The sequence below is a fragment of the Desertivirga brevis genome (assembly GCF_017355835.1).
The window spans coordinates 168255-190832 of the sequence record NZ_JAFEWF010000008.1 but is presented as its reverse complement, the minus strand read 5'-3'; the positions used below and the strand labels follow the sequence as shown (position 1 = coordinate 190832).

Genomic DNA, 22578 nt, shown 5'->3' with positions numbered 1-22578 from the left:
TTCACTAAAATAGAGAAAAATCAAGAAAAAATCGACAATCATAATAAAAAGAACAAGAATTTAATAAATTTCCTATAGAAATCTTAAAAAAAACACACAAAAGGAAATAACGTCTAGAACAATTCAACTTTCATATGAAATTGCGACTTTAAACCTATCAATATTTAATAAAGGAGTGCTAGAATTAGAAAAAGAATACCTCAACAGACATTCCTTACAACACATTATGTGCAAATATAGACCAAGGGACTGCTATAACAAAAAAGGGATCCTTTAACAGGTATCCCTTTTGGCATATTTAGTAAAGAGTGGCAGAATTATCAGGCCTGGGTCTTGTTGAACCCCAATTCATTTAAAACATTCCTTATCCTTGCCGAAAGGTCTTGTAAATGATATTTACTACTGCCTCTATTGAGATAAGATGCGCTACTTATCTGTTTTTGCAAATCAACTAAATGCGCTCTTACAATGCTGGAAACATCAGTAGTAGAAGCATCTGGCCCCCCAGCCGGCCCTGCGGGAACAATAATTTTGAAAAGACTTTCAATATAGCTCTTCTGTAGATTTCTCCTGTAGAGATCTATCTCTGAGTTCCTACCCAACTCCGTCCATATACCTGCTCTCAAATCTTTAAAGAGTTCTGCTGTAGTGTAAACTTCCCTGCCATATAGTGCTTCTGCTGAGGTAAGTTTTGATAGTGTTCTTAGAGATAGAAGTTGACCTAGGGCCTGAGTTTGCAGGTTTTTTATAGAACTGATCGGATCAACACCTGCCAAACTAATCAGATCTTTGTTGATTAGCCATACAGGGGTATTAAAAAGGTTGGTATTCAGGAAGGCGATTGCCTCCTTCTGTCTGCTGTAGGGAACCTGTTCATATACCTTACCTTTCTCCTCTACCGTTTTAGGCGTGTTGTATGTGCCGCCTACGTTCCTGCTAATGTGACGAACGTACTGTCCAAATTGATTAATAGTTTCCTTATAGATCATTGCGCTATTTTCATAGCCCTCATTTGGCTGTCTGGTCCAGTTAAGAATATTAGGAATGAGTCTTTTCAGATTTTTTATACCATATTGAGAGGCCAGGACACTGTTGTTTCCTAAATCTTCATTCTGACATCTCGGATCATCCGCATCGTATTCAGTCCCAAACCAAAGCCGTTTATTCTTACTTAAACGTTCTACGATCATCTTATTCAAGGGTGCTACCTCCTCTGCTGCCGACTTGTATTCCGGCATCCAACGGTATCCCCACTCAATTGCCCAAATATCGTAGTCGCCTATTCTTGCAAAAAGATTTTTACGGCTGACTTTATCACTAGGCTGGGCGACATAATTAAAGCGTGCATAATCCATGATGGATGGGGTATGGCCATGAGCATCGAGCCAGGCATTATTGCGGAGGCTGTCAACTGGCACAGTAGATGAAGATCCGAAATTATGTCTTAGTCCCAATGTATGGCCCACTTCATGAGATGCTACCGAGCGGATCAACTGCCCCACAAGTTCGTCGTCGAAATTAAGCTTACGGGCACCGGGATCAACAGCAGCTGTTTGTACCATATACCAATTCCTAACCAAGGTCATAATACTGTGATACCAATTAATATGGGTTTCAATAATTTCTCCAGACCGAGGATCATGAACATGCGGACCGCTGGCATTCGGAACATCCGAAGGTTTGTATACGATAGCATTATGGCTTGCATCATCAATACTCCAATTTGGGTCTTTAGGTGGCTCTTTTGCCATAATAGCATTTTTAAATCCTGCCTTTTCAAAAGCCACTTGCCAGTCTTTCACACCCTGCACAAGGTAGGGAACCCATTTCCTCGGAGTAGCCGGATCAATATAGAAAACAATTGGTTTTGCGGGCTCTACCAACTCCCCCCTCTTGTATTTCTCCACATCTTCAAGCTTAGGCTCAAGTTTGAAGCGCGTGATCATAGCAACCTGCTTAACGCCGTGAGGGTTCGCATCAAAATCAACATAACCGGTAGAAAAGTAACCGATTCGTGGATCAAAATACCTTGCCTTCATCGGAACCCTTGGTAGGAGCACCATTGAGCTATTTAATTCGAAGGTTACGGGACTTGGTGGAAGCGGAGGCATTCCCGGAAAGCTCTGATTATTTTTTAAAAAGGTTTTTACCGTTCTTATCTCTATGTTGGCGGGAAACGATCTGATCTGTTGAATATAGGATCGATCATTAAGGAGGCTCGTAATAGACAACATGTTCTTCACCCAAGGATTGAAGAAAAACACATCATTGTCGCCGTTCAGGTAATCCTGGATATCAATTACGTAACTTTTCTGACGGCTTACAGTATCTTCTGCCCAGGTTCGGATATCAAAAGAAGCAACAATAGGCTGAACGGAAGAATTCAAAACAGATTTATACATTCCGGTGGTATCAGCAGAGCGTTCATTAAAGGAAATACTTTTCAGGAAAAGCTTGTTCTGCGGCCCTTTCTCAAAACGAATCACGTTATCACCGATCTGGTCTCCTGCGTAGCCCATCATTGATGCTCTAACACCAGCAGCCCCCTTACTGATCCGGTTAACAACCAGGATATCCCTTCCCAAAAGAGAATCCGGAATTTCCATGAAGTAGCGATCCTGAACATTATGAACTTTGAACAGCCCCTTGTCTGTTTTTGCCTGATCGTTGATAACCTCCTTGTAGGGCCTCATTCCGTAAGGCAGTGGAGGCTCGGATTTTACCGGAGGTGCAAGCGCCGCCGCTTTAGGCTTAGCCGAATGGAATATTCTCCCTTTTCCTTGTCCCGATACAAAAGTTTGCTGCGACAAAAGAGCAAGAAGAACTAATGACTTTAGTTTCATTTATTAGTATCTTTTGAGTGTAAGTGTGTGTGTGTGTGTGTGTGGTGCAGAAAAGAAAGAGATAAGATAGGCGAAAGAGAAGAAGCTCTTACCAACCTTGCGGCAAATAAGAGCTTCTCAAGAAATAGCTCTGCCTTATTAGTTTCCTAATAAGCTTTCAAGCTTAGTGAATAGTTCTTTGCCCCTTAGATTCTGTGCAACGATCTTTCCGTTCGGGTCAACAAGGAAATTCTGAGGCACAGCCCGTACGCCGTATAACTTGGCGGCCTGGTTATTCCAGTAGTTAAGGTCAGAGACATTGGTCCAGGTTAGCCCGTCTTTTTCGATTGCTGCCAGCCATGCAGCTTTTTTACCAGGCTGGTCAAGTGAAACACCGAGTACGGTGAAGTTCCTATCCTTGTATTTGTTATAAGCTTCTTTCAAATTTGGATTTTCCGCCCGGCACGGTCCACACCAGCTAGCCCAGAAATCGATCAACACGTATTTACCTCTGAAGTCAGAAAGCTTTACGGGCTTATCGTTCACATCATTTTGTGTAAAATCAGGAGCAGTAGCTCCATTAACGGTAATTTTTGCAGCATTTATCCTAACCGCAAATTCCTTTCCCGCATCGGAGTTTCTAAGAGAAGGATTTAGCGACAAGAAAATTGGTTCAAAAACTGACAGGTCCATTTTTGCTCCCGCAGCCTCAGAAAGAGCAACTACACTGAAAAAGGAATTTGGATTTTCTTTAGCAAACTCGATCATTTTGGTTTCCCTTTGTTTGATAGCCTGGCGGAAGTTCCTGTCAACTACATTAAAGAAGGCAGTATCCTTTTGCTGTTCAGGACTAAGCCTGGAAAACTCAGCGTTTGCATTTGCAGTAAGCTCCTGCATGGTTCCTCCTATCCTCTTGATGAAAGCCTGATATTCATTATTGATCTTAGATCCGCTTACACTGGCATTCTTTAATGAATCTTTAGACGACAATGTCATTTTATCTGCTCCCATATAGAATAGCATCACATCGCCCCCATAAGCTACCTGTTGTTTGGGTTCTCCTTTGTGAGCTATAATTAGTCTCGAGTAAGAAGGAGCGGTAACTTTCCCCTGAAAGGTAAAAGCACCATTCTTCAAAACGGCAGAATCAGAAACGCTCTTGCCATCGGCCATATAATCGATAAAGATTTTAGCCGGCGCATTTAAATTTCCCACTTTCCCACTAAGGGTAAAAGGGCCTGTTTGAGCCATACCTATCGCAGGAATAGCTGATAATAATGTTATAAAAAGTTTATTTTTCATGTTTTTCTGTTATTCATTGAACTAACGGACAGCCATATCAACAGGAGCGCCCGGTATTCCGCTGGTTTTTTTAATAAATGCTCCATTCTTGCCAGTACTGATGTCGAGGTAGTGAAGTTCACCTTCAACACCAACTATCAGCGTTTGCTCATCTTCTGAAAGTTTGATCATCGTCACCTTCTTTCCACCAAGGTCTGGCGCTAAATCCCTTAGTTCCTCATTTAACGGGTTGTAGCGATAGACCTTGTTTCCGGAAGCGAGATAGATCACTCCAATTTTAGCACCCTGCCATAAAGTGTTGGCATCGATAATGCTCTGATTAACAAAAACCCGCTTATGCTGAGGCGTAAATTGGAAAGGACCGTTGAATTCTACATTAAACTTAAGTTCATAAACCTTTGCATCCGTACCCTTGAAGTAGGCAAAGCAGTCAGCATTATTCAATTGCTCCATATGAATAAGTTCCATTTCAACGTTTAAGGGATCAAAAATGGTTGTGCTGGAAATGGCGTACTGGGTTCCGAAATACATTGGTGCTCCATACAAATTGAATCTCAAGAACTGTTTCCTGTTTTTATCGAAACCAATGAAATAAGTACCATTTTGAGCCGAACTTAATATGAAAGAGCTGGCCAATTCATAGTCGCCTTCAGCCGGGAAGCCGAACATTCCATAAGTAGCGGACTGATCCCAGGTTGATGTTGTTCCTCCATATAGCTTACCGTTAATCACTCCTGTTAAAACCCCATGGTTCTGAGCTTTTAAAGACCCTACATTAATAGTTTCGGGTGCATCAAAAAAGTTATTAGCAAGCGATGATGGGTTTTTCGGATCCTCCAGCATTGTATTATGTTCAAGGCGAACACCGCCATTGCTCGTTATAATCCAGTAACCGAGAGGAGTATTACCAGTAAATTGATTCTTCAACAGATACAGATACCTGGGATTAGCGGGCAATTCCTTTTGATGCATTGCCTCATAAAGGCGGGCCTGAACAGACCCGTCAGGTTTTATAAAAGAGAACTGTGTTTTTCCGTTTTCCACGCTAAGCACCGACGTTCCCCTACCGAACTGAGTTTTACCTTCAATACTGAAATCATAAAAATACCTCATCCCGTTACTTTTATTGATAACAGTTAGACGGCCTGGATAACGTTTAGCCTGTAATCCAAAAATCGTTCGGAGAGAGGATCCTTTATAATAAAATGACTGCCCGGTTTCAATAACTGTTATACGCCACTCGAATTCATAGTCAGCAGCATTCGACACACTAAGCTTAGGACTAATAATCAGGCTATCACCTACGCTTGCCTGATATACCGTATCAAGATTGGTAAGTCCGGGATTCTCCGGCATATTTATATCGTAGTCACCCAGGTCTTCATAACAGGCCGTAAGCGAAGTGACGAATACAGCCAGCAGTAGTAATATTCTTCTAATGTTCATTGTTCAGTATTTTTTAGTTTACTTCCTGTCCGTTTTCATCAATAAAAAAGTACTTGTTGCTCTGACTATTTTTCCGCAAAAGCATCTTCCTTGCGGGATTAGCTGTATTGTAGAAATAATAGCTATCAGTCGAACCTTCACTAACCGGTGTCAGAACATACCCTTTTGCCTGGTTTTTCTGAACCCAATTAAATGGATTATTAAGCATGGTTGTTAGTATGCCCGTAAAATAAAGGTTCATTGGTGCGTCAAGGCCTACAGTAGTAAGGGAGGTTCTGCCTGTTGTAAGAATAAACAGCTCATGCTTTGTTCTGGAATAATAGCCTCCCAACCACATATCCCACCAATTCGGCTTCTCAAGCTTTGAGGAAAACACAACCTTCGCCCGAACGATTGCTGGATTCTCAATCCCGAAATCATCTGAAGGATTCAGTTTAATTATTGCAGATACCGATCTGTTTTCAAGCTGTTTGTCTTTGTTATATACAACAAATGGAATATAAGTCCATCCTGTATCCGCAGGCATGCGGTATCTTTCCCTCAAAGGTTCGAAATGCAACCCTTCCTGTGCTGTAGACGAGTCTTTTTCAATCCGGGCAGAAAAATAGCGATCAAAGGAAGTACGGATACCAGTTAAGCGGACCAGCAGCCAAACGGTATCTTGCGGAAGCGTGGGGCGATAAGCAAAGGTGTACACCAAACTATCGCGGTCTTTTGTATTGTCGTCGTCAAATTGAAAAAAGATGTTCGCTGAGTGACTGTACTTCAGTTCTTCGGCTTTCTCACAGGATGCCAGAAACAATACAGCCATGATAATATATATATATACTTTCATTGTATTTTTATTTAGGAAAAAACTCTTTATCTGCCTCCAAAAAGTATTTCGTCATCAGGAAGAGGCAGAACGAAAACATTATCAGAAGGCGGGATAACTACTCCGGTTTGCCCAACGATACCCCTGTTAAGACGCTTATACATGTAAAAGACTTGACCTTCTGCAAACCATTCCTTCCTGCACTCTTTAAGGAGCTCAGTAATAAACTGGTTTTCGGAGGAAACCTGAAGTGATTCTCCTATACCGCGAACAGATCTAACCTGGTTCACGTATCCCAAAGCCCGTGTCGGGTCCGTAGCATAAGTACTCTCTGCTGCTATATAGTACATCTCACTCAGCCTGATTGCAGGAGCTACCAGATAATGAAGGTTTGCAGATTCATCACTGCTTAATGGATTTCTGCGATATTTAACTATCTCCATTGGATTTCTACCCTGCTCGCTTCTGGGGCTTAACCACTGCTTATACCGAAGGTCGTTTCCTCCAACTCCTCCTGTTTCATAAAGGGTCTTTGCTGGATCGGATTCGATATACATCCCTGAAGAACCAGTTCTAAACCAGTTATCCTGGAACTCTTTCTTCATATGAGGTATGTACCAGGAAAAGATTAATTCTTTATATAGGATCCGGTCTTTTTTTGATTCATCGAAGGCAAGAAAATCAGTTGGATTTGTCCATGGAAATTTGTTCGCCTGTATAACAGCAAGGGCATTATTCAAGGCGTTTGCTTTATCATTCTTATAGAGATAAACACGAGCCAATGTTCCACAAACGCCAAAGTAATTCATCCGATGCCTCCTGTTTTGCAGGAAAAGAACAGGAGAGTTTTCTTCTGTATTCTTTGTGGTATCCGTCACGGTGGGATAATTAATTATATATGCGGCACTTCTGATTGGATCTGCCGCCATTAAGGTCTTTGCTGCCTCCAAATCAGCTATAATTTTATCTAAAGATTCCCGCACGCTTGACATGGGAGTTACGTCTTTCGAATAGGTGTTGACGTAAGGAATCCCTGTCGCATTTGGATTCCGGGAAAACGATGGTGCGAATAAGCGCAGCAGATCGAAGTGAAGGTAGGCCCTTAAAGCAAGGGCCTCCCCTTTGATCAATTGATAATTTTGACCTGCAAAAATGCTCTGTTTCTCATCAATATTGGAAAGAATAAGATTACAATTTGTTATAGCATTATAAAGTCCGATCCAAATACTATCCTTACGTTCGATAAATTTTTGATGTTTGTAATTATACAATCCTGCTTGCCTGTAATTAAAAGCATCAGCGGAAACTAGTGTGTAATTCTGAGCCAGAACTTCCGGTGTCCCAACGGTCAGTTCTTTTCCGTATAAATCAGGCTGTGTACACCTACTATAAAGGCCGTTGAGTGCTTCCTGAAAACCACTCTCATTAGAAAACAAGATCGGGGCCGAAATTTCCGACTCGGGTTGTACGTCAAGCCACTTGTTGCAGGAAGAGAAAAATATCCCCGCTAGTATTATGGGTAGAAAGATTTTTAAATTCATATCTTTTCCGTTCTTTATATTTGATGATTAGAATCCTGCCTGTAAAGAGAAGGTTACACTATTTGCAAATGGGTAATCGATTCCTCTTTCCTGCTTAATAGACGACCAACGGGCTACGTCATTCGCATTTAAACTGAAGCGTAAATTTGACATGGAAATCTTAGAAGCCAACTTTTTGGGAACATCATAGGATAGGTATAATGATTGAAGATTTATCAGATTATCTGCCTGAACAAATCTTGAACTTACATTTGTCGTCCGGAGATCTGCAATATTCCTATAAAAGGTCATGTCACCAGATTGCTTCCACTTATCTTCGAACACTCTACTGTCAACGTTAAATCGTGGATCTGCATTTTCAACCCTGTCTACTAGTGTTTGGTTATAGAGTTCTCCTCCAAACCTGGTTTCAAAATTCGCTGTTAGCATCCAGCGCTTGTAAGAAAAAGTACCCCCGAAAAAGCCATAAGCCTTTGGTGTAGCATTACCCACTACTGTGATATCACGCGCATCCCAAGTATAGGTTAAGCTGCCATTTTGTTTTACGAAAACTTCCCTTCCATTTTCAGGATCAATACCCAATGATGGCACCGCATATATTGCATCTATAGATTGACCCTCATTAAATCTTAGAAGTGGCACACCTTTAAAATCATCATCATTACCTTGCGCGTCGTTAACCCTGTCATTATACTTCTTTAGCGAGTTGGAAATTCTGACAATCTTATTTCTGTTACTAGCCATATTGGCTGTAAGGCTTAGTGAAAAATCCTTGGACCTGATAGCTTCCCATCTGAAAGTTAATTCCAAACCTTTGTTTTCCATATCCCCGAGATTCTCTTTGTACGATTGGAAACCTGTTGAAGGAGGCAGGGTAATATCAGCAAGAATATCCTTTGTCAATTTTCTGTAAATACGGGGAGATATAAAAATACGGTCTTTAAATAAGCCCAAGTCTATTCCAAAATCTGTACTATGTGTTTTTTGCCAACCAAGGTTCTCATTACCGTAATTGCTAACCGTTGCCCCAATTCCCGTGGAATACCAGTTGGTTCTATAGTACTCATAGGTAGTTTTTGACAAGTACGGATCGAAGGATACTGACCCGGTAACGCCAGTAGTTGCTCTGAGGCGAAGTTGACTGATCATTGTACTCTTAAAAAAGCCCTCTCTGTGAACGTTCCAACCAAGACCTAAAGACCAGAAAGGTGCTAGCTTATTATCTACTCCAAACTTACTTGACCCGTCTGCACGCACCGTCGCGTCCATAAGGTACTTATTTTTAAAGGAATAATTCGTACTGAGAAATGAACCAAATAACCGCGATTTTTGGAGGCTACTAAAAGGCTTACCGTCCTCTGCATATCCAGCTGCAAAACCAATACTGGTAAAGCGGTCATTGGCGAAGCCAATTGCTTCAAAATCTTTCAAATCAGAAAGCTCCGAGCGAACGTTAACACCGGCCAAAAAATTAAAGGAATGGTTTACTATCTGCTTTAGCCAGGTCAACCGCATATTGCCATCCCAAATAGTCTCCCTGTTCTCCCTGTTCCAATATTTGCCTTTTTCATCTAGTCTCGATGCCTCATAATAAAAGAACTCATTCGCCTGTGGTGATGTGAATCTATCTGCCCCTGACATTCGGCTTGTCAAGCTCATTTGAGCTCTTAATCTTAATCCTTTACTTAGCTCTGCTTCCGCTGACAAATTGTCAATAATTTCCGTATAGTTAGCTTTATTGAAACTACTTAATGTAGCATCATACAAAGGATTAAGTACGTTCTCCGTTTGTCTGGTTCCTCCTGGTCCGTTAAAATCTGTGAACCTATCAATCTCGCGGATCATGTTCCCATTACCATCGGCCAATGGATAATAGGGGTTCATGCGTACATAGGTAGAAAAATTACCATAAGGAGACTCACTTGCTTTAACCTGGGTTATTGCTAAGTCGTTACGAAACTGGAACTTATTATTCTTATTATAGCTAAAGTTCATCCCCCCACTGTATTGATCCCGTGCAGAACCTTTCATTACCCCAGGACGATTTTGATAGCGCAGATCTACCCCATAACGAAATACCGGAGATCCTCCTTCCAGGTAAACCGAATGTTTTTGCCCTGCCGCCGTTCTTAATGGTTGCGACATCCAATAGGTATTTACGCCCCCCACAACATTCGCCATTTTCTGATAGTACAGTTCATCTAAGTCATCTTGAGGAATATTTTGCTTTGCAGATGAGTAAACTCCCGCCATCAATTCATATTGCAGCTTCTCTGCAGCATTAAGAACATTATAGTCGCTTAGATCCGGGGCATTAACATTTAACTCATAATTATAAGAAACCTGAAGCTTTCCATCTTTGGGAGCCCTAGTGGTTATCACTAATACTCCGTTGGCTGCCCTAGATCCATAAATGGCTGTTGCAGCTGCATCCTTGAGTAGGGTAATCGATTCAATTCTATTGATATCAAGGTCGAAAACTTTTTGCAAACTCACTTCATACCCATCAAGCATAAAAGCAGGAAGGTTTACATTTCCGTTAAAATTGTCCCTTCTCAAAACACCTCCATTCCCTGTTGGTAGTGCAGATGAACCCCGCACATTGATATTAGGAAGGGCGTTGGGATTTGAACCAAGCAGATTATTGTCCATAAGTTTGAAAGAAGGATCAAAGGCCTGGATACTTTGTAATAAGTTCTGAGGATTAATTTTTTTAAGATCTGCACCTTTGATAGTCACTGCTGTTCCCGTAAAGCTTTCTTTATTGATCTCCTGATAACCGGTAACTACAACATTCTTCAGTTCTGTCATATTCGGTTGTAGTTTAACATCTAAAACTGCCTTTCCCTGAAACTTAATCTCCTGAGTTTTAAAACCGATCATTGTGAAAACAAGTGTCGCATTTTCGGGCACTTGGGTAAACTGATATTTACCATTGATGTCTGTAACTACCACCTTTGGCGTCGCCCCGGGTATCTTCAATTGAACATTCACCCCAGGCAGTGGCTCACCTTTTTCATCGGAGACCACACCTTTCACCGGTTGATCTGCAATGAGTTTTTTGATGGTTTCAGAAACAAGGCCAGTAATTATATCGGAAAAAGACTCTCCCTTTTCCTCAACAATTATTGTATTTTCTATAATATCATAGCTCAAGGGCTGACTTTCAAATACTTCTTCAAGCACTTTTTTCAACTCAGACCTCTGCATTTTAAGCGTAACTGGTCTGGCTTTTTTTAACAGCCTATTATTATAAAGAAAATTGAATCCTGTCTGTCGGCGGATTTCTGTAAATACCTGATCAAGTTTGCTGTTCTTAACATCAAGGGTTACGCTTTGTGAGTAAACGGCAGCACTTAGCTGCATACATGCTAATAGAATAAAAATCCCGGTAAGCTTCATAATTCTGAGAACTTGAGCTAGCACAGGGCGGGGACGGGCCCCGCCTTTGCGGAGCAAATGATGGTCAATAGCTACATACCATTGGGAATGTAAAGCTTCTTTCATACTTTTGTACTGTTTGGGTTAATGCAAAAAAGAAATAAGTGTCGCAACTTTTGGATTTAGGGTTTAACCTGAACACGAGACAATTACGGAGTTACCGTAGCTCCTCTGACTGCTTCGGAGGTCCAAGTCCGGAGCAGTTATTCATTTAAACCTCTGTGAAGATTCTAACTACTGTTCATCGAGAGTTTTTTAAGAGTTTCTATATATTATTTTGATCCTGCACTTTTAACTACCAGATTCCTTCCTTCAAGACTGAATTGTACTCCTACTCCCGGCTCAAGCATCTTTAATACCGAGCTTATACTCACCTTCCTGGAGATAAATCCTGTAAATTGTGCTTCGGGTAGGTTACCCTCATATTTTACATCCACGTCATACCAGCGTTGGATTTCTTGCATAATGTCTTTAAGCTCGGCGTTTTTAAATCTGAAGAGGCCATCTTTCCAGGCCATCACCTCTTCTATATCCACATTAGGCTCTCTTAGCAGTGAACCATCTGCTCCGCTTAGTCGGGCCTGCTGAGATGGTTTAAGAACAATTGAATTATTCGCGCGGGAGACCTTGACTGCTCCCTCTAGAAGAGTCGTTTTAAAATTCTGATCCTGAGAATAAGAACTGATATTAAAATGAGTACCTAAAACCTCTACATCTGTGCCATCCGCTTCCACGTGAAAAGGTTTAGCCTTATTTTTGGCGACTTCGAAATAGCCCTCTCCGTCAAGCTCAACTCTGCGCTCCTTTCCTTTAAATGCTGTAGGATAGTGCAGGGATGAAGCGGCGTTCAACCATACCTTCGTCCCGTCAGGGAGCAAAATGACAAACTTTCCACCTTTTGGTGTCGTGATAGTATTATAAGCAGCTTTTGCAGATTGATTGCTTGTTACCTCATATTCCAACTGCCCGTTCCTTTTACTTATCCGGATACCGTTTTCCACTTTAACTTCCCCTTCCTTCAAGTCGGTAAGATTAACAACCGAACCATCTGCCAGGGTAAGTGTTGCTTTATCTGTAGCAGGAGGAATATCATTCTTAATCCTTTCATTCTGACTCAACTCCTGCCCCGTCCTGGCCGAATAATGATAAATGCCTATAAACAGGACCGCTAGAACGGCAGCAGCAACTGAAAGCCTCCTAAAGCGAATTACTTTTTGATTCTGCTGAGCAGCCAACTGTTCTTTTACCCTAAGAAAAATCTCTTTCCCTACTTCATCCTGATCCCCCATGTTGAGATAATTCCATTCCTGCCGGCCTTTCTGAAAATTATCCAGGTACCTATCAACTAGTTCCTGTTCATTTGTACTTGCGTTTCCGGCCAAGCACTTATCAACTAATTTTTCAAATTCAACCCTTTTCATGGATATATTTAGTGTATGTACCCTAAGTACCCCTACTACCCCCAAAAGAATTCATAATTATTTAACAAAAAAATAAGGCAAGTGATATTTAATAAAAAAATCAAAGACAATAGATCCTATTTTTATAGAAAATACAAAATATGTTAGAAAAAAAATGAAAATAATGGAATATGTGAGGCAAAATTACCTACCTAAGATAAAAACAATAGTAGAAAGAAACAAAACGTCACCTAAATCAGACCTTAAACGGCGGATAGCTATTGTAATTTGATTTTCAACTGTTTTAATTGAGACACCAAGACGCTCGGCTATTTCACGGTTCGAGAGTTGCTCCTTTCGGCTGAGCAAGAAAATTTCCCGGCATTTTCCTGGTAGTTCGTCTATGCGCGCTTCTATAAGGTTCAAAAGGTCTTTTTGTTCTAATTGCTCAGCAGGAGTAGACATAGACATTTTTTCGATCTCCTGAAAGAATCCCTCCCTTACCTTTCCGCTTCTGATCACCTTCAAAACCTGGTATCTCACAGCAGTGAATAAAAAAGAGCTTAGCGACTCAATCTCTAGCGACTCCCGTTTCACCCATAAGCTCACCAGCACCTCCTGTACGATGTCCTCGCAAACTCCTTTATCTCGCAGGATGTTGTAGGCATATACGTAGAGTTTTGACCAGTACCCATTAAATACCTGTTCAAAGGCTTTCTGGTCGCCCTCTTTTAACAGATTGAGATGCATTTTTTCAGAAGAAAAAGGGGTACCAGCAGCAAACATTTCTCTAAAACTCAAGATCAGGAACTAAAATACTAATTTAGTAGACTATTTCATTATTTGTGATAAAAAAACTAGTCATTACACAATTTACAACAATTCTTTAATTTTCCTGCAATTTCGAAATAAATCTATCATAATAAGTATTGTATATATCGTCGTTTTCAATTGAAATCAAATAAATAAGGTATAGCAATTGTTAATACAAAACAAATGGCGCTTCAATATTTAAACTTACCGCATTTTAAATGTAATTTTCACTAAAAGCATATTTAATGAAATTGCCTATAAAGCCCTATACTGCTATTGCTCTCTTATGTCTTACTATACTTCTTGATCTGCAATATCATTTGATATTTAACACATACGAGTTAAAAAATAGGGAATACAATTTTCAGGAAGGAAATTTACTAAGTGAAGCTTACGCACGTAAAATTAGAAATGATAAAATTTACCCAGGAGGCCAGCTTGTTATCGATACCTTCATTAATCGCAACCTCCCCACCCTTCGTCAATTGCAACGACAACGTAAACCACAAGAATTTATCAGGAAAGGCAAACTAATTAGTGATAGTATTTTTAGGGAACTGCGTCTGCGGTGCAACATGGACAGCGTTTTCAACTTGATGATTAAAGAGGAAAACTTAAGCCAAAACCTTGATTATCTTCTTACGGTTGAAGGACTGGCTGTCACTTTCGATGGAAAAACATATCATAATCTTTTAATAACATCAGAGGCAACCCAGTCTCATGATACTCCGTTTAATTCAATATATGGCGTAATAATAGGGGGAGGTTTAAAAACACCGAATCAATCAAACCGGATATGTTACTACACCGTAAGCACTCCCGATCCTAATACTTACCAAATTAGTTTCAGTCTTTTTGCTGATAGGAAAAACAGAACATTAGGGGTTATGAAGGAAATGATGCCAACCTTTCTATTATCCCTTTCATCCATCTTGTTAATTATCGGTATTTTCTACTTTACTTATCGGAATTGGCAAAAGCAGAAAAAACTGGCTGAGATGAAATCAGACTTTCTAAATAGCATTACCCACGAGTTTAATACCCCCTTAAGCACCATTATGGTAGCTAATAAAAGTTTGGGCAACCCTGAGATAACAGCTGATTCCAACAATGTAAGAAGTCTAACAGAAGTGATAGACCGTCAGACAAAGCGCCTGCATGCCCTTATTAACCTTGCACTTGATATAACCTCGATGCCTAAAGGAGATATTGAAAAAGAAGGCTATTGGTTAAACACTTTATTAATTGAGCTGATTGAAGATTACAGAATCAAAAGTCAGGGAAATGCAGTGGTAACTTTCTCCGCCAGTATTCCTGATAAGAAAGTTATCCTGAACAAGTTTCTATTTACAACGATGCTATTCAACCTTTTTGACAATGCAACAAAATATAACCAATCGCCAATAAAGACTATTTGTATTAAAACTTTAGAAACAGAGAGAGGGCTATGTTTAGCTATTAAAGACAATGGAATAGGCATTCCTACTGAAATACGCATGCGAATTTTTGAAAAGTTTTATAGAGGTAAAAATCAACTTGGGGCTTTCGGTCTTGGCCTTGGACTATTTTATGTGCAAAAAAATATAGAGGCTCATAGGTGGACCTTAAAGATCAGTAGTGAGGATGGGCAAGGAAGTGAATTTTTAATCTTTATTCCTATGAAAGATATAATAATTGCAAGTGAAGAGTATATCCCACTACGTCGGGGCCTATCTTAATGAAATAGAAATAGAACTAAAAAAAACAGCAACAATTGGTTCCTCATACGGATCACCTCCAAATAAAATAATATCTGCGGTTTCTTCGCTATGATGAAGCAAGGGTGAACGAATAAGCGCCTTCCAAGGCCGGTACTAAATAAACGGTTCAAGGATTGATTACCTGGATGACTTGGGCTTTTGGGCTTATGGGGAATTTAAAGATAACACCCTTTATCATGCTGGATATAAATTCACTAAACGTTGAACTATGCATACTATTTCAAGGTGTTTATTCCCTCTTAATTCAGGCTTAGGCACCTTGAAATTCTATCGGCAAAGAATGAGGTATTAGGCAAGGCCTGTATATTCACATCCTGTTATTAATGAGGAAGTGCCGCATCATCAATAGAAGAAATCCACTGTTGGGAGATACCCCAGGCTTTGTTTGGTTTTTCGGAAGAGACAAACTCCAGCTTACCGCCTTTCATCAATTCCTGGTGATTAAGCCAGTTTCGATCAAAGCTAATACCATTTAAATAGGCTGCGCTAATGTAGGAATGGTCCTTTGAATAGTTCCTTATGCTGATCTTTAAACTTTTGCCCCCGGGAAGTGCAATTTCTAATGACTTGAAAAGGGGCAAATGAAGGTAATAAACAGGCTCGCCGACACATGCTGGTGAAATACCCATCGCGGCCAGTACAAACCATGAGGACATTGCACCCGCATCGTCGTCCATTGTCCTCAGATAGGCCTGGGCTTCATTTTTATAGATCCTTCCAATGTAAGACCCAATGCCCTTGCTGTTATCATTAAAGTAGTTTTGTACCATAGTATCAATAGCTATCTTTCTAATCAGTGCCTGAGATTTCCATGGTTTCTGCGTAGCCTGGTATAGATAGGGAGCCTGCACATCCGGCTCGTTAGCATGATTATAATAATCCCTGTCAAAAAACCTATCCAATTGCTGTATGAAATCATTCTCACCTCCTGCCAGTTCTTTCAGGCCTTTTACATCGTAAGGCACCAGCCACCGGTACTGCCAAACGGTACCCTGATACATTTTACGGGCTGACATGGCATCAATATCTTCTTTGTTTAGATCCTGAAAATCCTTTTTCCAGTAGTTCCTGTATTCAAGCGCCTTTGAGTAGTATCGTTTACTCAGCTCGCTTTGTTTCAGGTCTTTCAATAACCCGGCGAAAGCCCATAGGTCGTAGGAAGATTCAAGAGCTTTATCTGGGCTTTGGAAAGTCAGTTGATCCATTTCAGCCCGCAAAGATGGAAGTATTTCTTGCAGAGGCAACGCATATCCCTTTCTCAAAGCATCCAATAATACCACTACCGCATGTTCCGTGCGGACGGTATTAGAGGGTTCATTTTCAGTGGCGTAATCTTTCTTCCCATAGCGATATAACCAAGCGACAGATTGTGCGATATCCTTATACCTTTCTGCATAGGCGAATGACAATAGGGGTAACTGCGTTTTATAATTATCCCAAATGGCCCAACCGTTATAAAAATCACTCTTTGTATTCTGCAGGGAGCCGTCGTTCCCCCGATAGGATCCGTCCATCTCAGAAATCTTATATGGTGATTGAAGTGCACGATAAAGTAGTGAATAAAAAAGCTTTGCCCGTTCCTTATCGCCGCTGACTGAAATCCGGGTTAACTCCCGGTTCCATTCACTGCTGCTTTCATTCCTTATTGCGGAAAGACTGCTGTAGTTTATGTCTTTTTTTGCGTAATCCGCACTTACAGATGAAAAGGCGATCCGCATCTCCAGATCCCTTGTAGTTTCATCCAACATCACCAGATATTTGTGCTTATCCTGCTTCTTCCAAGTTACCGGTTTATTGAATTCCAGATAATAGTAGAGCTTGTACTTCCCGGCGTTACAGGTAGTTCCTGCCTCAACAAAACCACTAAGGGAACTTCTTTCCACCTTGTGCTCCTCGCTATAGAACCGGTTCGCTAAGACACTGCTCAAATCAATAAAAATTCCTTTGTTACCCTTAGGAAATTGATATAGGTGGATACCGGCCTTTTTAGAAACGCTAAAAGAAGCTTTGATGCCATTTGTAAAGCTAACGCTATAGTGGCCAGGACTGCCTTCCTCCGTGCGCTTGATCAACTTCTGCTCCTGAAAAAACTCACCAGTGAAGGGTTTGACGAGAATGTTTCCCCCGCTTCCCTGACAGCCTACCCCCTCAAATCGATTATGGGTAAAGCCCAGGAACTCCTTCGCCAGATATTCATAGCCTGTGTGTGTATTAGGATAAGTAACAGGACCGATGCTAAACATACTGAAAGGATATGAAGCAGCAGGCGATAGTTGCCCGTGATCTCCAGAAGTTCCCAAAAAGACATTCACCTTACTGACGGGATAGTCAGAACTTGTGCTTTGAGCAGCTCCAGAAAATGGTAATAATAAGATAACGTAGAAGTAGCAACACTTTTTAAAAAATTGCACAAACTGAACCGTCGATAATTGAAGATGCATTTATTTTACTGATAATTCATTTATTGTTTTTTACTTATCCATCGAATGCATTCACACCTTGCGATAAAAGATGAATTTTCAACTCATAAGTTTGGCACAATTAATAATCGAAAATCCCCTTTCCAAACAGGTTAGAATTCTCAACTTATAGTTCGTTTGTCTCAATTGCATTCATCTTCTATTGCAAAACTACCTTGACAGTATATTAGATAAACACAGCCCTCTTTTCTCTTATATTGCCAACGGACATTTCGACTTATTTCGCCGATCCCCTAAATTCATTATTCTCAATTCTTATAGCTGCACTAAAGATCAGAGATGGATCCAGTCGTTGGGCAGTACGTTCGATCAAGGCTTTGGATCTTTGAATTTTTTCCTCAGCAATTTCATTTCCCTTGTACTTTATCGTGATACTCTTATCTAAATTTACCAATTTATCGTTTAGGAGAATAATGAGTTCAGGATTCTGATTTTCTTCTATATTAATCACATTATTGCTAATTGAAACAACAGTCCTTGCCCCAGGCTTTGCTTTTCCCTCCGGTACAGATAGCCAATAAAACTGCTTTACAGGCACATCATCCTGGATCCAAACCAATTTTTCTGGCAAAGACTTCCTTCTATAACCGGCAAGCCATGGAATTGCTACAGTGTCTTTCCTTTGCATCCAATGAGGCATTTCCTGGTAAATCGTTACCTGATGAACATATCCCTTGGGGCTTGCTGCCTGAAGGCTATCAAGCTTTTGTTTCCACACAGCCGCCAGACCGTTCCTATTATAATCAGCATCTTTACCACCAGCAAAAACAGCAAAAGGAAGATTATAGAAGTTCTCGGGCCGCGCATCCCCCGGATGGCCAGCCATTGCAGCAGCAGCAGCAAAATAATCCGCCATCCTCATTGCTACCTGATAGGTTCCATCTCCTCCTGCAGAATAACCCAGCAGATAAATTTTATCAGGATTTACATTCTCTGCTATTATACTGTACCTGATGATCTGTTGGAAAAGGGAATCAACATGTGCCTGATGCCACTGATTCCAACTATCAGTGGGAGATCTTGGCGCAAGATAAATCCCTTCAGCTGGTTTGTACAGGTTTATCTGATTCTTCCATTGTTGGTCATTAAAGGCGGTCGGAACCCCTCCGCCTCCATGCATTGAGATGTATAAGCTGCGCCCATCTTTTGGTGCCTGTCCAAAAGTCTTATAATCAAATTTCATTTTGTAAGGCCCAGTTGTTACAACTTTCTCCTTCCAACTCTTTAATGCCTCCACTTTTTGCAACTCCAACTGAGTGCGAAGTGCCTCTGCCGCTGCTTTCTCCGCAGCATGCTTACTCATTCTATTCTGCGCATTTGCCCCGGCCACACCTACAGCTAAAAGCATAAATAATAGCCCAATTACCTTACAATACCTTTTCATTAAAATAATATCAAATACCCTATTCGCCTTGGACAAGATCCGCAGCTCGAGTAATATTAAACGTTTCCTTTAATTTTTCAAATCAATAAGAGTAATCAGTATTAAATTACCAGAAAAATGCAGTTAACTCAGGGTCGGCATACGTTTGAATATATACTAACCCCTATTATAGATCGCTATATATATATTCGCTTCCAAATTAAATAATCCAGTTTCAAAGACCTTTACTAGTCACGAGACCCTGCAATTCAGCTATTGCAACGAGGTCACCTCCTGGATAAAGAATCAATCCTTCATCTTTCCATATAATATACCAGGTCTCCGCCGCGTGCCACATCGGAATGTTTTAGGCGCATACCCTCTACTAACTTGCCGTTAAACATTACCTTTTTAACATGCACATTCTTGTCTGACTGATTAATGGCCTGTACTCTAAGTGTTTTTCCATTGCCTAATTGTATCAAAGCAGACTTCACCGCAGGGCTTCCTAACCAGTACTCGTCGGAAGCTGGTGCAAGCGGATAAAAGCCGAGTGAACTAAAAATATACCAGGCGCTCATCTGCCCGCAATCATCATTACCTCCAAGTCCGTCCGGACCGTTATGATATTGATTCTTCAGGATCATACGAATCTTTTCCTGCGTTTTACGAGGCTGTCCGACAATGTTGTAGAGGTAAGCAACGTGGTGGGCCGGCTCATTTCCGTGAACGTAATTTCCAATAATACCTTCGCGGGTAATGTCTTCTGTATGAGCAAAAAACTCATCGGGTAGGTGCATGCTGAATAAGGAATCCAGATAGCGTTCTAGTCGAGCCTTCCCTCCCATTACCGCCATCATTCCCTCCGGATCATGTGGTACGTACAAGCTGAAGTTCCAGGCATTTCCTTCTATAAATCCCTGCCCATCTGTTTTCAATACATCAAAGTCTTTTTTGAAAGTGCCATCAGCCATCTTCGGTCTCATAAATCCTATTCCCGGGTCATACACATTCTTCCAGCTTCCAGCCCTTTTAATAAATGTATTGTATATTTCTGTCCGTCCCAGCTTCTTAGCTAGTTGAGCTATACACCAGTCGTCATACGCATATTCTAAAGTATTAGATACCGAAGTACCTGAATACTCTGATGGTAAATAACCTTTATCTATATAATAACCGATGCCTTCATAATTCCGGCTATTTGCCGTTTTTACACAAGCGTCAAGTGCAGCTATTGCATCACCCTTGTATACTCCTTTTAGTATTGCATCAGCAATGACAGAAACACTATGGTAACCGCTCATACACCAGTTATCATTTGCGTAATGAGACCAGATCGGCAACATAGGCAACACGCTTTGCTGATAGTGCGCCATCATTGAGGCTACCATATCTGCATTGCGGGACTGGTTGATAAGATTTAAATAGGGATGAAAGGCCCTGAAGGTATCCCATAGGGAGAATGAAGTATAGTTCGTGAACCCTTTAACCTGGTACACTTCCTGATCCAAACCCTTATACTCGCCGTTCACGTCCATATAAACAGTTGGCATAAGTGCAGCATGATACATTGCTGTATAAAAATTAATTTTATCCTCCTGGGTTGGAACATCAACAATGATCTTGTTAAGCTCATTTTCCCAAAGGTTCTGCCCTTCCTGACGAACACGATCAAAGTTCCAATGTGGCACTTCCTGCTGCATATTCTGCAAAGCGTTACGCATACTAACCGGACTTATTGCAAATTTCACTTGCAACTGCTCTGAACTGGCGGTTGAAAAATCGAAGTGCATCCGAAGTTTGCGCCCGGCCAGATCTGGAAAATTCTCGGTTTGATTGAACTTACGCCAGAAGCCCCTATAAACCTGATTCTGTTCGCCATTCTTGCTGCCATAACTTTTAAAAGGCTTGGAAAATGCCATAGCAAAGTAAACCGTACGCGTCCTTGCCCAGCCAGATGTTTGCCTAAAGCCTGTTATCAGAGTATCATTCACAACCCTGACTACTGTCCACACATTTTTTTCATCATAGTTATAGATGCCTGCCGTTAGATCAAAAATGATATGAGCATCATCCGTTTTCGGAAAGGTATAGCGGTGAAATCCGACCCGGGTGCTAGTAGTAAGCTCTGCCAGAATATCTTTTTCATCCAGCTTCACTTTATAATAGTTAGCTTCAGCTTGTTCGTTCTCGTGATTAAAACGCGAGCGATAGCCATTCTCGGGATGATCTGCTGTACCTGGGTTCATTTGGATGGAGCCAACGGTTGGCATGATCAGTAAATCTCCAAGGTCAGAGTGGCCAGTACCACTAAAATGGGTATGACTAAAACCAACAATAGTTTTGTCGGAGTACTGATAACCGGAGCAATATTTATATACATCCGGATTATACTTACCGCCAACTGCATAGGGTATAGTATCAGTATCAGGACTTAATTGAACGGCTCCGAAAGGCACTGTAGCTCCCGGAAAGGTATGCCCCATCTTAGCAGTTCCTATTATGGGTTTAACATACTGCACCAGCTTCTTCTGCGCAGAAGAAGCCAGGGGAGCGAGCGCTAAGAGAAAAAGAGCTTTGACAAGTATTTTCATTCCGTCCAGCATTAAATAACCGGATTTTTGCCATAATCACTCCATAACTCGTCGATCGTTTTACCTGTATGATCTTTCCAGAAGGAATCGCTATACGTTTTGGTCCTCATGGCATTATCAAGCTTTTTAACCAGACCTTTTTTTACATTCTTTTCCATCCAGTAGAAGAAGCGAGCTGTAATACGATAAGCATTTGTATAGGATTGCGATTCTTTATAATCCGGCACGCTCCATCCTGCGCCTTTATTGTCTACCCCCATGGTTAAACGAACATAGTCTGCAATTCCTTCCGTTACCCACCCCGGACCAGCTCCACCCGGGTAACTCTGAACCAGGTGCATTACCTCATGTGTTACCACGTCAACATCCCCCGGATTCCGATCAAACCAGGCAGGGTTAAATCGAATAGTTCTACCTGCCGCCGCCGCTACGCCATCGTATCCAGGATCAATCACGAAAAAAACAGAGTCCGTTGTGTTTTTATTATAGAGTTTTGCTTCTTTCGGGTATACCTCGAAAAAAACTTCTGAAAGCCGATTAGTCACGGTTTCGCTAAAGTTTGGCTGCATATTAACGAAGACCAACGTATACTTACCTCTTGTTGTGGTGTCGCTTGCTACTATTTTACTCCGGTCAATATACTCCCAATTATCCTGGGCCAAAGCGGAAAAACCGTTGAATGAAAGAAAAATAGAGAAAAGTGTGTGTTTGAAATTTATTCTAAGCATTTCTTAAAGTATTTAATTACAAATAGTTTTCTACCGTTATGCGGTTTAGTATTTATAAGCCTGATTTTCTGCTC

The 22578-nt window shown here is 41.0% G+C and carries 14 protein-coding genes; 2 read left to right on the top strand and 12 right to left on the bottom strand.

Going from position 1 to position 22578, the window contains the following annotated elements:
- Nucleotides 1–320: 320 nt before the first annotated feature.
- From J4N25_RS18490 to J4N25_RS18455, 8 genes are all read right to left on the bottom strand, one after another.
- A complete protein-coding gene (locus tag J4N25_RS18490) occupies nucleotides 321–2843 on the bottom strand; it encodes a zinc-dependent metalloprotease (RefSeq protein WP_207423282.1) in 2523 nt (840 codons plus the stop codon).
- A gap of 138 nt (nucleotides 2844–2981) precedes the next feature.
- The gene (locus tag J4N25_RS18485) at nucleotides 2982–4124 is read right to left on the bottom strand and encodes a redoxin domain-containing protein (protein ID WP_207423281.1); all 1143 of its coding nucleotides are present in this window, start codon (nucleotides 4122–4124) and stop codon (nucleotides 2982–2984) included.
- 21 nt (nucleotides 4125–4145) lie between these two features.
- Nucleotides 4146–5570, bottom strand: a complete 1425-nt coding sequence (locus J4N25_RS18480; protein WP_207423280.1) for a PKD-like family lipoprotein — start codon at nucleotides 5568–5570, stop codon at nucleotides 4146–4148.
- A gap of 13 nt (nucleotides 5571–5583) precedes the next feature.
- The gene (locus J4N25_RS18475; RefSeq protein WP_207423279.1) at nucleotides 5584–6405 is read right to left on the bottom strand and encodes a DUF4843 domain-containing protein; all 822 of its coding nucleotides are present in this window, start codon (nucleotides 6403–6405) and stop codon (nucleotides 5584–5586) included.
- A gap of 26 nt (nucleotides 6406–6431) precedes the next feature.
- Complete coding sequence (locus J4N25_RS18470; protein ID WP_207423278.1) at nucleotides 6432–7925, bottom strand: RagB/SusD family nutrient uptake outer membrane protein; 1494 nt, start codon at nucleotides 7923–7925, stop codon at nucleotides 6432–6434.
- A 27-nt stretch (nucleotides 7926–7952) separates the two neighbouring features.
- A complete protein-coding gene (locus tag J4N25_RS18465; RefSeq protein WP_242695941.1) occupies nucleotides 7953–11432 on the bottom strand; it encodes a SusC/RagA family TonB-linked outer membrane protein in 3480 nt (1159 codons plus the stop codon).
- Nucleotides 11433–11638: 206 nt separating this feature from the next.
- The gene (locus tag J4N25_RS18460) at nucleotides 11639–12787 is read right to left on the bottom strand and encodes a FecR family protein (RefSeq protein WP_207423277.1); all 1149 of its coding nucleotides are present in this window, start codon (nucleotides 12785–12787) and stop codon (nucleotides 11639–11641) included.
- 183 nt (nucleotides 12788–12970) lie between these two features.
- On the bottom strand, nucleotides 12971–13567 hold the full coding sequence (locus J4N25_RS18455) for an RNA polymerase sigma-70 factor (protein WP_207423276.1): 597 nt from the start codon (nucleotides 13565–13567) through the stop codon (nucleotides 12971–12973).
- Between the two features lie 257 nt (nucleotides 13568–13824).
- Here J4N25_RS18455 and J4N25_RS18450 point away from each other — a divergent pair, with 257 nt between their 5' ends.
- Both J4N25_RS18450 and J4N25_RS27185 read left to right on the top strand, forming a co-directional pair.
- Nucleotides 13825–15297 carry a sensor histidine kinase gene (locus tag J4N25_RS18450; RefSeq protein WP_207423275.1) on the top strand — a complete coding sequence of 491 codons (1473 nt, stop codon included), beginning with the start codon at nucleotides 13825–13827 and terminating at the stop codon, nucleotides 15295–15297.
- A 139-nt stretch (nucleotides 15298–15436) separates the two neighbouring features.
- A complete protein-coding gene (locus J4N25_RS27185; protein WP_207423510.1) occupies nucleotides 15437–15544 on the top strand; it encodes an Atu4866 domain-containing protein in 108 nt (35 codons plus the stop codon).
- 115 nt (nucleotides 15545–15659) lie between these two features.
- On the opposite strand, the gene J4N25_RS18440 is transcribed toward J4N25_RS27185, so the two are convergent.
- The 4 genes from J4N25_RS18440 to J4N25_RS18425 all read right to left on the bottom strand — a co-directional run bounded on the left by J4N25_RS18440 (nucleotide 15660) and on the right by J4N25_RS18425 (nucleotide 22504).
- On the bottom strand, nucleotides 15660–17780 hold the full coding sequence (locus J4N25_RS18440; protein ID WP_207423274.1) for a glycoside hydrolase domain-containing protein: 2121 nt from the start codon (nucleotides 17778–17780) through the stop codon (nucleotides 15660–15662).
- A gap of 256 nt (nucleotides 17781–18036) precedes the next feature.
- A complete protein-coding gene (locus J4N25_RS18435) occupies nucleotides 18037–19203 on the bottom strand; it encodes an alpha/beta hydrolase family protein (RefSeq protein ID WP_207423273.1) in 1167 nt (388 codons plus the stop codon).
- 293 nt (nucleotides 19204–19496) lie between these two features.
- Nucleotides 19497–21776, bottom strand: a complete 2280-nt coding sequence (locus J4N25_RS18430) for a GH92 family glycosyl hydrolase (protein ID WP_207423272.1) — start codon at nucleotides 21774–21776, stop codon at nucleotides 19497–19499.
- Nucleotides 21777–21787: 11 nt separating this feature from the next.
- Nucleotides 21788–22504: a basic secretory protein-like protein gene (locus J4N25_RS18425; RefSeq protein ID WP_207423271.1), complete on the bottom strand. Its 717-nt coding sequence runs from the start codon at nucleotides 22502–22504 to the stop codon at nucleotides 21788–21790.
- Nucleotides 22505–22578: the final 74 nt, after the last annotated feature.

Excerpts from the sequence above, each read along its gene's own strand:
- J4N25_RS18490 (WP_207423282.1), bottom strand. The coding sequence starts at position 2,843 with ATGAAACTAAAGTCATTAGTTCTTCTTGCTCTTTTGTCGCAGCAAACT.
- J4N25_RS18485 (WP_207423281.1), bottom strand. The coding sequence starts at position 4,124 with ATGAAAAATAAACTTTTTATAACATTATTATCAGCTATTCCTGCGATA.
- J4N25_RS18480 (WP_207423280.1), bottom strand. The coding sequence starts at position 5,570 with ATGAACATTAGAAGAATATTACTACTGCTGGCTGTATTCGTCACTTCG.
- J4N25_RS18475 (WP_207423279.1), bottom strand. The coding sequence starts at position 6,405 with ATGAAAGTATATATATATATTATCATGGCTGTATTGTTTCTGGCATCC.
- J4N25_RS18470 (WP_207423278.1), bottom strand. The coding sequence starts at position 7,925 with ATGAATTTAAAAATCTTTCTACCCATAATACTAGCGGGGATATTTTTC.
- J4N25_RS18465 (WP_242695941.1), bottom strand. The coding sequence starts at position 11,432 with ATGAAAGAAGCTTTACATTCCCAATGGTATGTAGCTATTGACCATCAT.
- J4N25_RS18460 (WP_207423277.1), bottom strand. The coding sequence starts at position 12,787 with ATGAAAAGGGTTGAATTTGAAAAATTAGTTGATAAGTGCTTGGCCGGA.
- J4N25_RS18450 (WP_207423275.1), top strand. The coding sequence starts at position 13,825 with ATGAAATTGCCTATAAAGCCCTATACTGCTATTGCTCTCTTATGTCTT.
- J4N25_RS18440 (WP_207423274.1), bottom strand. The coding sequence starts at position 17,780 with ATGCATCTTCAATTATCGACGGTTCAGTTTGTGCAATTTTTTAAAAAG.
- J4N25_RS18435 (WP_207423273.1), bottom strand. The coding sequence starts at position 19,203 with ATGAAAAGGTATTGTAAGGTAATTGGGCTATTATTTATGCTTTTAGCT.
- J4N25_RS18430 (WP_207423272.1), bottom strand. The coding sequence starts at position 21,776 with ATGAAAATACTTGTCAAAGCTCTTTTTCTCTTAGCGCTCGCTCCCCTG.
- J4N25_RS18425 (WP_207423271.1), bottom strand. The coding sequence starts at position 22,504 with ATGCTTAGAATAAATTTCAAACACACACTTTTCTCTATTTTTCTTTCA.